12 protein-coding genes are annotated in these 12712 nt (G+C 43.8%); all 12 read left to right on the top strand.

Translation table 11 applies throughout. The features are described 5' to 3' along the window. Window positions 1-19 precede the first annotated feature (19 nt). A complete protein-coding gene (locus KP625_RS05340) occupies window positions 20-712 on the top strand; it encodes an ABC transporter ATP-binding protein (RefSeq protein ID WP_238299671.1) in 693 nt (230 codons plus the stop codon). Continuing rightward, the gene (locus KP625_RS05335; RefSeq protein WP_370641423.1) at window positions 678-1661 is read left to right on the top strand and encodes an ABC transporter ATP-binding protein; all 984 of its coding nucleotides are present in this window, start codon (window positions 678-680) and stop codon (window positions 1659-1661) included. The genes KP625_RS05340 and KP625_RS05335 overlap by 35 nt, the downstream gene beginning before the upstream one ends. 33 nt (window positions 1662-1694) lie before the next feature. After that, entirely contained in the window at window positions 1695-2348 is a 654-nt protein-coding gene (locus KP625_RS05330) for a response regulator transcription factor (RefSeq protein ID WP_238299670.1), read from the top strand. Window positions 2349-2390: 42 nt separating this feature from the next. Further along, window positions 2391-3794, top strand: a complete 1404-nt coding sequence (locus KP625_RS05325; RefSeq protein ID WP_238299669.1) for a HAMP domain-containing sensor histidine kinase — start codon at window positions 2391-2393, stop codon at window positions 3792-3794. Then, complete coding sequence (locus KP625_RS05320) at window positions 3769-4653, top strand: hypothetical protein (protein ID WP_238299668.1); 885 nt, start codon at window positions 3769-3771, stop codon at window positions 4651-4653. Before KP625_RS05325 ends, KP625_RS05320 begins: the two co-directional genes overlap by 26 nt. A gap of 93 nt (window positions 4654-4746) precedes the next feature. Continuing rightward, entirely contained in the window at window positions 4747-6144 is a 1398-nt protein-coding gene (locus tag KP625_RS05315) for a DUF6034 family protein (protein ID WP_238299667.1), read from the top strand. 136 nt (window positions 6145-6280) lie between these two features. After that, window positions 6281-7144: a diaminopimelate epimerase gene (gene dapF / locus KP625_RS05310; RefSeq protein ID WP_238299912.1), complete on the top strand. Its 864-nt coding sequence runs from the start codon at window positions 6281-6283 to the stop codon at window positions 7142-7144. A 309-nt stretch (window positions 7145-7453) separates the two neighbouring features. Continuing rightward, on the top strand, window positions 7454-8671 hold the full coding sequence (locus tag KP625_RS05305) for an LL-diaminopimelate aminotransferase (RefSeq protein WP_238299666.1): 1218 nt from the start codon (window positions 7454-7456) through the stop codon (window positions 8669-8671). A gap of 16 nt (window positions 8672-8687) precedes the next feature. Further along, window positions 8688-9857, top strand: a complete 1170-nt coding sequence (locus tag KP625_RS05300) for a hypothetical protein (RefSeq protein ID WP_238299665.1) — start codon at window positions 8688-8690, stop codon at window positions 9855-9857. Window positions 9858-9896: 39 nt separating this feature from the next. Beyond that, window positions 9897-11078 carry a hypothetical protein gene (locus tag KP625_RS05295; protein ID WP_238299664.1) on the top strand — a complete coding sequence of 394 codons (1182 nt, stop codon included), beginning with the start codon at window positions 9897-9899 and terminating at the stop codon, window positions 11076-11078. A gap of 190 nt (window positions 11079-11268) precedes the next feature. Continuing rightward, window positions 11269-11982: a LytR/AlgR family response regulator transcription factor gene (locus KP625_RS05290; protein ID WP_238299663.1), complete on the top strand. Its 714-nt coding sequence runs from the start codon at window positions 11269-11271 to the stop codon at window positions 11980-11982. A 12-nt stretch (window positions 11983-11994) separates the two neighbouring features. Further along, the gene (locus KP625_RS05285; protein WP_238299662.1) at window positions 11995-12699 is read left to right on the top strand and encodes a GHKL domain-containing protein; all 705 of its coding nucleotides are present in this window, start codon (window positions 11995-11997) and stop codon (window positions 12697-12699) included. Window positions 12700-12712: the final 13 nt, after the last annotated feature.

Here is a 12712-nt window from a genome sequence, read left to right as displayed (position 1 = left end):
GTAAGGTGAGGAGGCATCTATGAATATAATACAGGCAAACAATATTATAAGAATGTTTCCGACCGGAGCCGGAGAGTTTTATGCGTTAAAAGGTGTGGATGTTGAAATTCCACAGGGAAAGCTTACAATTCTGAAGGGACGTTCCGGTAGTGGTAAAACAACATTGATGAATATTTTAAGTACGCTGGATGCGCCGACAGATGGAAATGTGATATTTGACGGACAGGATTACAGAGATATCACAGAATTGGAGAAAGAACAGCTTCGGAGAAACGAGATTGGATTTGTTTTTCAGGCGGTGGCATTGATTCCGATTATGAATGCATATGAGAATGTTGATTTTGCTATGCGGCTGGCAGAAGCTGATTTATCACCTAACGAGGTTGATGCAAGAATTCGGGAAACGCTTGCACTCGTAGGTATGGAGGAGCGTATGCTTCATTTGCCCGGGCAAATGTCGGGAGGCGAGCAGCAACGGGTGGCAATTGCCCGTGCAGTTGCACATCGACCGAAGGTTGTCTTTGCAGATGAGCCGACCGGTGCCCTGGATACAGAAACCGGCCTTCGGGTTATGAAGTTGTTCCGGGATCTGATTGAAAAAGAAGGTGTCACAATTGTGATGACGACACATGATCCGAATCTGATGGAACTTGGGGACGTAGTATATGAGTTAGAGGATGGTGAGATTATTGACAGACAGATACGAGGATGATACACAAGAGAATATGGAAGAAGCTTTTGATGAAGCGGCAGCTGATTGTGAACAGGCTCCGTTGATCGTCTGTGATTCTCTCGTAAAAATATATAAGACCAAGGAAGTGGAAGTGCTGGCGCTGCAAGGACTGGATCTGACGGTAAAACGTGGAGAACTGATGGCGGTTATCGGAAAAAGCGGCAGTGGAAAAAGTACGCTTATGAATATTATTGGTGGATTGGAAGTTCCGTCGGCGGGGCGGATCGAAGTGGATAATAAAAATCTGTCAGAACTTTCAGAGCGGGAGATGGTGCAGTATCGGAAGAAAAAAATCGGATTTGTGTGGCAGAAGAGTGGTCGAAATCTGTTTCCATATCTGACATCGTTAGAGAATATAGAAGCACCAATGCTCGCCGTTAGCACAACTGCAAAGAAACGAAGAGCACGGGCAGAGGAACTTTTGTCACTTGTCGGAATGGAACATAAGCGGGATTCTTATCCGTCGCAGATGTCAGGTGGAGAACAGCAGAGAATTGCCATTGCAGTTGCACTTGCAAATGAACCGGAAATTCTGCTTGCGGATGAACCGACCGGAGCTGTGGATACGAAGACATCATCTCAGATCCAGGATCTGTTCCGGCAGTTAAACCGTAAACTGGGACTTACGATCATCATTGTGACACATGATATGAAGCTGGCACATAAGGTTGATCGTGTTGTTATGATCTCGGATGGCAAGATCAGCACAGAGAAGATATTGAAACAGCATTACCGTGATATGATTGATGGGATGGAGAATCCGGATATGACAGACGAGACACACGAGGAGTATTCGGTGCTTGATAAGGCACACCGTGTGCAGCTAAGCGATGATATGCTTGCGGCAGCGGGGATTGATACAAATAAGGTGAAAGTGCATATCGAAAATGGACGGGTTGTGATTGAAGCAGAGGAGAAGAAGGAATAAGCGTATTTAAGAGGGACTTTGGAGGCAGGATAAGTGATAAAAATATTGGTAGTAGAGGATGAACGACCGATATCGGATCTGATTCGGATGAATCTGGAAGACGCGGGATATCAGTGTACTTGTGCGTTGGATGGACTGACTGCGGCGGATATTCTGGAAAAGCATACATTTGATTTGGTGCTGCTGGATATCATGCTGCCGAAGGTGGATGGATATGAATTGTTCGAATATATTAAACCAACGGGAACACCGGTTATATTTTTAACTGCAAAGGCAGGATTAAATGACAGGGTGAAGGGGTTGAACTTAGGCGCAGAAGATTATATTGTCAAGCCTTTTGAAATCGTGGAGTTGATGGCACGCATCCAGGTTGTGCTGCGCAGATATCATAAAGATGCAACGAAATTGGTATTTGGAGATATTGTGCTCAACACAGAGAACCGGACTGTCTGCCGGAATGGACAGGAGATCGTTCTGACACCGAAGGAGTTTACATTGTTAGAACTTCTTGTTCGTAATAAAAATATGACATTGTTCCGAGACAAAATCTATGAACTGGTATGGGAAAACGACAGTTACGGGGATACGAGGACATTGGATCTTCATGTACAGCGTCTGCGGAAGAAATTGGGATTGACAGAGAAGTTAAAGACAATATACAAGGTTGGATATCGATTAGAAGATTAAACAGTCAGGGGATATTTGGTGAAGTTTCGATATAAAGTCGTAATGATTAATATTATATTGCTCTCGCTCGGGATTGGTGTCGTGGGCTTTTTTATGATACGCAAAAATTTCCAATTGGCTCTGGATACACAGATAAGGACGGCAATTGAGGAGAATAATCTGCTGCAGTCTGCGATAGAATATCGTCTGCTGGATGTGGTGAATGCAACGCCATCGAAACTGATTTCCCAGATGCGGGATATGAGTGTGGATGTAGCCGGGAAAATGGGCGGAAATAACGATGGCGTTTTTGTGATATACGATGGAACGGAGGTTGTACATTCCACGAGGGATAAGCTGCTCACCTGTTCGGACGAGCTGTGGAGTACGGCAGTTGTAGGACAGAAGCAATACATATTGGAAAGACAGCAAGGGGGATATTATCTTTTTGTCAGTTCAACGAGCCTTGTCCAGAACAAATCCATGAATATTATCAATGCCAGAGACATTACGGAGACATATCGGATTGTTGAACAACAGCGACAGTATTTTGTGCTTTTGCTGTTTGTTGTCGTGCTGGGGTGTACGGCGGCAATGTTTGTAGCTGCAACACTTCTTACAGGACCGTTGGAGAAATTAAATCAGGCATCGGAGAAGTTTGGCCAGGGGGACTATGAAAGCCGGGTGTACATTAAAAGTCAGGATGAAGTGGGAACCTTGGCGGAGACATATAATCAGATGGCAGATGCCGTCTGTGAACATATGGATGAGCTTCATGGGATGGTTACAAGGCAGGAACAGTTTGTGGCAGATTTTACACATGAGGTGAAGACACCAATGACAACGATCATCGGATATGCGGACATGCTGCGATCCAAAGAACTTGCAAGGGAAAATCAGGTGCTTGCAGCGTCGTATATATTTCATGAAGGGAAAAGACTGGAAGCTATGTCGATGAAGTTGTTTGATTTTATTTATGCAAAACATCGGAAGATAGAATATCAGCCGATTTCGGTTTCGCATCTTATGCGGGAAGTAGCGGAAAGTGTAACACCTATATTAAAGAGAAAAAAACAGAAGCTGGTATGCGAGATAACGGATGCATGGATAAAAGGGGATGAGCAGCTCTTAAAGTCTGTGTTTATCAATATTATTGACAATGCAAGAAAGGCGTCCGAAGACGGAAGCAAGATCCGTTTTGTGGCGGAAAAGATAACGGATGGTGTTCGGATTTTAGTGCAGGATTTTGGAGTTGGAATTTCAGAGGAGCATTTAAAACGCATCTGTGATGAATTCTATATGGTGGACAAATCGCGGTCAAGGCAGGAGGGCGGTGCCGGACTCGGACTTGCACTTGCTGCATCTATTATAGAAAGTCATGGGGAAAAACTGGAGATTGAAAGTGCCGTTGGGCATGGTACAACAATGTGGGTGGTATTTCATGAGAAAAATCTTTCGGAACAATAAAATAAGGATATGTCTGTTTTTAATTCTTTGTGCAGTCATTATAAGTACCGGCGTGCTGGTGCCCAAATATCTGCTTGCACGAACACTTTTTGAGCAGATGGAACAGGTCGTGGTAGCACCGGAGGAATATTATGTAGAAGCAGGCAAAATGATGGCACGCAGTGCATCTTCAAATCTGTCATCGGTAGACCGGATCAAGCTCATTGCAGGTACATGGGAAAGTGAAATGCAAAAATGTGAGAATACAGATGGCTTTTTAAACGAAGTCGAGGCGGTTGAACTTGCGAAGGAACAGATGGAATATTATTATCAGGCGGGTGTGTTCCCATATTCCATGCAGATTAAATATGACAATATGTTTTCCTATGCAACGGAACTTTATTGTTATACAGATAGCAGTTTCCATACGTATTCTGCATATCTGTGGAAGATCACATTCACAAAATATGATGACAGTGTGGAATGTGTTACCTATATGACGGAGAGCGGTACGATTCTGCTTCTATGGACGGATGGGGAATATTCGCCGGAAATAACAATGAAGCAATGCTATGATAATCTGGATATGAAAAATGTATTTGGAGATAATCGGTTTTACCAGGTGACAATTGGGGAATACATGCCTGTGACTGCAGTTGAAATATCGTATCCGATGGAGGACGAGCTGACTGGTGAAGCTATAGCAAAATCATTTTCAACAGAAAAACCACTGACTGAGATTGTAAGTGGTGCAGTTGTTCGAGTTAAAACATCAGGGGAATCCATCAAATTTCAGGCGCTGCAATATAAAACAGAGGATGGGGCCGGAATTGTATTTATGCCGTTTGGTACAGGGAACAACACTACAGAGAATAAATAATAAAATAATAACCTGAATAGGGGGAGTTTAGATACAAAACAGATACATTCCTGTGCTACACTTAGGTTATAAAACCAAAGGGAGGAAATTGATATGAAACGATGGGAAAAAGTGTTATGTATTGGAATGTCTGTTTTGTGTCTGGCTGGATGTGCAAAGAACCGGGACGATGATCTGTCGAAGGATTATCAGAAGAATAATTTGGCGGTGGATTCATCCGCAGATGGAAACAGCATTTCGGGGCATTTGGAGTATGAACTGGTAAGTGAACCGGAAATCACATTTACGGTGGATGTGGATGTGGCAGGCGGAGACAGGCTGGCAGACAGTTATTGCTATGGAGCAAAGCCTGTGGAGTTTGATGAGATGTATGTGAAGGAACATGTCTATGCAGCATTTGACGAGGGAACTGTACAGTCTGTAAAACCAAGGGAAGTGTGCAGTGAACAGGAATTGAAAGACAGACAGATGGAGCTTAGACAGAGGCAGCAGGAACTGCAGGTACAGACAGACTTAGAAGAAGATACGATGAATGCGATAATGGAGAAAGGTCTGCAGGCAGATCTTGAAAGCGTGGAAAATTATCTGGAACAGCCGTCCAAGGAGACTTTTGTTGCAGGAACGGGGGATACAATCTATACGATGACATTTCCGGATAAGTCGGCTGCCAGCTTTGCGAGAGCGGACGGAGAAATTGCGGGTGTACCATATGTATATGAAATGTATTATTACGACAGCGAAAAAAGTGAGGTTTCTTCCAATGTCAGATATATGAGGTATGATATGTATTCGCCGATGTATGCATCTGGCATCTATGTACGTACAAAAACAGATGCGGATGAAGTAAAAGGGCTTGTTTTGGAAGACGCAGAGTCCAGGGCATATGACTTTCTTGTGAATATTGGGTATGCGGATTTTTCCTGCTATGAAGTTGGAATTGGAGCAAAATTAGAAGAAGATACGGATAGTACATCTATGCAGTCAGACATGGTGGATCGATGGTACTGCTTTTCTTATACGCGTGTAAAGGATGGAATTCCGTTTGCTGCATCGGCAGGTGCGTGGGATCTTCAGTTTGGTGTGGAGGAGGAATTGTCGGCACCACTTGAGTCAATTCTGGTTGCTGTAGATGAATATGGCGTTGCTGTAGTGAACATGCAGGGAATATTTTACAATGTGGAGGAGAAGGGTACAAAAATAGAATCATATCTTTCTTTGGAACAGATTGATGCGGCTGCACAGAAATACATGCAGAATTTTGAAAAAACAGATTTCTATGCGAATGTTAAAAAAATAACGGTGGATCAGGTGAAATTAAATTATGTTTATGTACATTATACAGACGGAAACTATAATGTGATTCCGGTGTGGGCGTATTATGGATATCCCGGGGAGGATAGAGAACGATTTCTGTTTGGGGTCAGTGCGGTGGATGGACAGATCATAGAAGGACAGTATCTGATATATATGTATCCAAACTTTGTACTGTGATGCTTATAAGGTAAATATCAGATTCTATTGGAGAGTGCGTTGCACTCTCCTTTTTTTTATGGTAAAATTTCAGTGGTTTAGTTTGGAAAAACGAGTAAAATATAAAATAAACGAAAAAAAGATGGAAGGTGAGCGTATGCGTCTTCATTTTACGAAGATGGAAGGACTTGGCAATGACTATGTCTATGTCAACTGCTTCAAAGAAAAGGTAGAACATCCGTCGGAGCTTGCGGTACGGGTATCAGACCGGCATTTTGGAATCGGTTCGGATGGACTGATACTGATTAAACCGTCAGAAGTGGCGGATTTCAAGATGGATATGTACAATGCGGACGGCACACAGAGCGAGATGTGCGGAAATGGCATCCGCTGTGTCGGAAAGTATGTGTATGATTATGGATTGACCGATAAGACGTCTGTGTCGATCGAGACATTGGCAGGTATCAAATACCTAGAGTTTACACTTGGCGATGAGGAAAAAAACGGACGCAAGACAGTAAAGCTTGTGCGTGTCAATATGGGTGCACCGATTCTTACTCCGGAGGAGGTTCCGGTGAAGCTTCCGGATGCAGGGGAACTTGTGAAAGATTATCCAATCACGGTAGCAGGAAAGGAATATCGCATTACCTGTGTATCTATGGGCAATCCACATTGCGTATGTTTCGTGGATGACGTCGAGAACTTCCCGTTAGAGGAAGTGGGACCGCTGTTTGAGAAGAATCCAATCTTCCCAAACCGTGTCAATGCAGAGTTTGTCGAGTTAGTCAGTCCGACGTATGCGAAGATGCGTGTGTGGGAGCGTGGAACCGGTGAGACACTTGCCTGTGGAACCGGTACATGTGCGACCGCCGTTGCCTGTATCTTAAATGGCAAGACAGAAGATGAAGTGACGGTGAAGCTGCTTGGTGGCGAGCTCATCATCCGCTGGGACCGCGACGAAAATATCGTCTATATGACCGGTCCTGCCAAGGTCGTCTTCGACGGAGAAATTGAAGTATAGGGATTATAATCCAGACAGGGCAGAGTTTACGAAAACATATATTTTGTTTGCAAAATCGGATAGAATATAATGGAGACGGATTAGAAATTTAAACTATTATATTAGAGAAAATGTTAATAGAGTTGACCGGATTATACAATTCTCAAGCAGACCATTGAAACACGCTGGTACTTAATGAGTGCCGGCTTGCCTGGCATGAGTTTAGTACCACTGCGTGTTGAACTGAGCGAGAGCGTGTCTGCGGAGAATTGTATAATCCGGGCAACTCGTATAAGAATACGTATATTGTACAATTTAGGAGGAAAAGACATGTTTAAAGTAAACGACAACTATTTGAAACTTCCGGGAAGTTACCTCTTCTCAACCATCGGCAAGAAAGTACGTGCATATCAGGAAGCAAATCCTGACAAGGAGATCATCCGTCTTGGTATCGGGGATGTAACCCAGCCACTGGCACCAGCCATCATCGACCGTCTGCATGAGGCAGTATCCGAGATGGGCGTGCAGGAGACATTTAAGGGCTATGCACCGGATCTTGGCTATGAATTTCTGCGTAGCGCAATCGTGAAGAACGATTATAATGCACGCGGTGTTGATATTGCAATCGACGAAGTGTTTGTCAGCGACGGCGCAAAATGTGATTCCGGAAATATTCAGGAGATCTTTTCCCTTGACAATAAGATCGCTGTCTGCGATCCGGTATATCCGGTCTATGTAGATTCGAATGTTATGGCAGGAAGAACCGGAACGTATGATGCAACAACCGGACTTTGGAGCGATGTGATCTACATGCCATGTAAGGAAGAAAACGGATTTGCACCGGAGCTTCCGGAGGAGACACCGGATATCATCTATCTGTGCTTCCCGAACAACCCGACCGGTGCAACGATCACAAAGGATCAGTTGCAGAAATGGGTGGACTATGCGAACGAAAAGCATGCAGTGATCATCTACGATGCTGCATACGAGGCATATATCAGTGAAAAGGATGTACCACATACCATCTATGAGTGTGACGGTGCAAAAACCTGTGCGATTGAGCTTCGAAGCTTCTCGAAGAACGCCGGATTTACAGGAACAAGACTTGGCTTCACAGTGATTCCGAAGGAGTTAAAGTCCGCGGATGGTGTTGCTTTAAATCCACTTTGGGCAAGACGCCACGGAACAAAATACAACGGTGCACCTTATATTGTACAGGCAGCCGGAGAAGCTGTGTACTCTGAGGCAGGAAAGAAACAGACCGGTGAGCAGATCGCGTACTATATGAAGAATGCAAAATATATCTTCGACGGATTGAAGAGTGCCGGATATTCCGTATCCGGTGGTGTGAACGCACCATATATCTGGTTGAAGACACCGGACGGTATGAGTTCCTGGGAGTTCTTTGACTATCTGTTAGAGAAGGCAAATGTCGTTGGTACACCGGGTTCGGGATTTGGACCAAGCGGCGAAGGATATTTCCGTCTGACTGCATTTGGAACCTATGAGAATACGGTCAAGGCAATCGACCGGATGAAGGCATTGTAATAGAACGGGTGTGGGTATGACAGAAAACGCTTATAAGCTTGTTATGTTAGGGCTTGTAACCGGATCATGGTTGTTTATAAGCTCCATGTTCCTGCTGAAACGGAAACCGAGATCGTTTCTGTTTCATGCAGGCATGTGGGCTGTGTTGATTGTATATTTTATACTGTATGAGTTTTTGATGAGTTATCACGGTGAGGTAGCGTGGTTTCCGGCAGGACTTGTGGAGATTGCGGTCATGATGACGGTCGTTGCCGTGAATAACGAGGGGGATCTATGGAGAAACTTCTGCATCGTTGTGTTACAGCAGGGGGTTGGAAGTCTGGTTTTTTCAATGATGGCACTGCCATTTCCAAAATTGCAGGAGTATCAAATGAATATTGTCGGATTTCGTCCGCTTCCGATTACTGTTACCAATTTTTTGATTTTGGGTTTGATGAATGTTAGCTGTATCGTTGCAACACTTGTTCTGAAATTTATTTTCCGAAAGGAATATACCGGGGATGGACATCTGTACCGGAATATCATGATCGGGTATATTCTGATTGCATATGTATCCCTTGCTTCGCGCTGGAAATTGATTGACCGGATACGACAGGGGGATGTGGAAATCGGTAATTTTATAGCCCTGTATATGGTTTGGATCATAGGAATTATTATTCTTTGCAATTATGTACCGTATGTCTATAATCGGTCAGAATCAAAAAGGCAGAAAAAAGGACAGCAGATGTTGGCACAGATGCTGGCAGAGAGTGAACGTCATTATGAGCGGCTGGTAGAAGAACCGTTTGCCTATGGACAGACGCTGAGTGGAAATGTTACACTGGATGCAGTGGTGGCAGATTATACGAAGCGTGCGCAGGAACAAACGCTTTTGTTTGATGCTGTCGTAGAGCCGGTACATATATCGGGTATGGCAGAACTGGATGTAACAGTTATTGTCGATGCGATGTTAGAGATGGCATTTGCACAAACTTCGACAGACACGGATGCGTTTGTGCAGCTTACCGTGCGGCAGAGAAAGGGCAGCTTGTTTCTGGATGTCGATTATATGACAGGAAAACGAATTTTGTGCAAGAAGGAACAGACGCTTACAGACGCACTGATCAGGAAATATGAAGGCAGTAGACAGATCAGAAGAAAAGGAAAAGAACGGCAGATTTGCGTGTTTCTGCCGAAACAGGTATAGAGACTGGAAGCAGAAGGATAAATTGTACGTGGGGGTACTATGGTAGAAGAATTATTTTCCGTGTGGGCACTGGGGTTAGAGATTTCCGTGTGGCTGTTTATAACGTGCATGGTTTTGATTAAGCGGAGACGGCGGAGCATATGGGTGCGGATGCTGTCTCTGCTTATGATTGTCGGGTATTTTGAAATTTACGAAATTATGATGTTCTATCATGGAGAGAAAATCTGGTTTTATACCGGACTGTCGGAGATTTTAATGCTGGCATTGTTAATTGTAATCAATAATGAGGGATGTTTCTGGCGCAATTATTGTATACTGATTTTGGAACAGGGCATGACAAGTCTGTTATTTTCGATTTTCGGTTACGCATCTCCGGATTTAAGTGAAGATCTGATAAAATTAGTGAGTTTTGCACCGGTTGCCCCTGTTCGGGCGTGCATTCTGGTGTTTGGCGTGATGTCACTGGCATTTATTCTCTCGGCACTTGTCTTAAAGAAAATGTTTAAGCAGGAGTATGAGGGAAGCGGATATATCTATAAACGGATTGTGTTTGGCTATACGTTTATCTCGTATGTGTCACTGGCATCCCGCTGGAAGCTGATTGACCAGATGAGGAAAAATACGATTACAGGATACGAGGTTCTGGCACTGGGTATCGTGTGGGTTGTATCTCTGGTTATGGTTTGTAATTATGTACCATATGTGTATAATAAACTTGATATCGTGTGGCGAAAACAGGAGCAGAAAATGTTGCAAAAACTGCAGGCAGAAAGTCTGGCACATTATGAGGATCTTGTGAAACAGCCATTTGTCTATGGACAGGCATTGAGTGGAAATGTTACACTGGATGCAGTGGTCGCAGATTATACGAAACGTGCGCAGGGGCGGACGCTTTTGTTTGACGCGGTTGTAGAACCATTGCACATATCCAATATGGCAGAGCTCGATGTAACGGTTATTGTCGATGCGATGTTAGAGATGGCATTTGCACAAACTTCGACAGACACGGATGCGTTTGTGCAGCTTACCGTTCGACAGAGAAAAGGAAGTCTGTTTCTGGATGTGGATTATGTGATGGGTAAACGCCTGCTGCACAAGAAGGAGCCGGCACTTGCAGATGCGCTGATTAAGAAATATGATGGCAGTAAGCAACTGCGGAAAAACGGAAGAGAACGGCAGATTTGCGTGTTTCTGCCGAATCAGTCTGAAAATATGATATAATGAGCAATGCGACGGCTGTGCTTGCACAAGCCGGCATATTGCGAAACACACATGGAGCCGCCGGGCGACATGATATAATGAAGCACGCTGATGCGTGCGCAGGTCATCATGCTGGCGCATGGTGACATAAGATATAATGAAGCACGCTGACGTGTGATACAAGAAGAAAAAATGAATTGGAACAGTTAGTATGAATATTATAATATGCGATGATGAACAGAAGGATGCAGAACATGCAAAAAGGGTCTTACTTACTTGCGAAGCGGTAAATGAAGCGGATATTGCAATCGTTACACCGCAGGAATTGCGATTGATGCTGGAAGTAGGAGACATTGCGTGTGATATTGCAATTATGGATATCGAATATACAGGTCAGAACTTTGACGGGATTGCCTTGAGCCGAGAAATCAATCAGAAGCTTCCGGTTTGCCAGATTATTTATCTGACATGGGTACTCGAATTCGCACCGGAAGTGTATGATACCATCCATTGTTATTTTGTATTAAAAGAGAATATGGAGAAAATGCTGCCACGTGCAATGGAAAAAGCATTTCAGGTTTACCGGGATCAGGAAGAGCATGATATTTATGAGCTGCGGGAACATGGAAAAACGGTATATTTAAGACAAAGTGATATTGAATATATTGAACGGCAGGAACGCAGAGTTATTCTGCACACAAAGAATCAGGAATATTGTTGCTATCAGTCTCTGTCAAAAATCGCGAAGCAATTAGGCAGAAACTTTCTGCGGTGCCATGGCGGATATATCATAAATTATAATTATATTCAGGTATGCAAGCGGGAGACTGTTGAAATGACATCCGGGGTAGAATTGCCGATCGGACGGACTTATCGCAGTCAGTTTCATGAGCAGTATATGCGGTTAATAGAGCAGCATGTATAAAGGAGATTGCCGATGGAAAAAGCGATGGGGATATTGCTTCTGGTTTTGTTGATTGTGGGAGTTTCCTTTGTGCAGGCACATTATTTTAAGGAACGACAGCGGGCAAAGGCAGAATGCGAGAGGCTGGAGCAGAGTATCGGACAGATGCAGAAGCAATACGCAGATGTAACAAAACAGAATCAGTCATATCGACAGATGAACCATGAACTGAAGAAATACCAGTGGCTTGTGCAGGTCATGCGGGAGAGTATGGGAACTGTTACACATGGACAGTTACTGGAACTTGTATTACAGAAGAAAATACAGGAAGCAGAACAAAAGCAGATTGTGTGTGATGTACAGGGCAAAATGACCGGGAATCTGCGTATGGATGAGATGGCACTGGTCAGTCTGATCATGAATCTGCTGGACAATGCGATCGAAGCATGTGTGCAGACAGAACCAAGAAAAATTCAGGTTGCAATCACTGAAGATCCGGTGACACAGATGATGAATCTGAAATTACAGAATTCAAAGAACAGCACGCAGAAACTGTGTTTGAATGATACAGGAACGGGATATCAGACAACGAAGACAGATCAAAGTATACATGGATATGGAACACAGATCATTCAGAGAATCGTCGATGAAAATGGTGGTATGATACAGTACACGGATGTAGGAAACAGGATGTTCATCACATGCAAACTCTGCATGGAAGAAGAGAATAAGCTTTAAAATGAGGGATAAA

The sequence above is a fragment of the Eubacterium sp. MSJ-33 genome (assembly GCF_022174665.1).
GTDB lineage: Bacteria > Bacillota > Clostridia > Lachnospirales > Lachnospiraceae > Coprococcus_C.
This window is presented reverse-complemented; position numbering and strand designations above follow the sequence as displayed.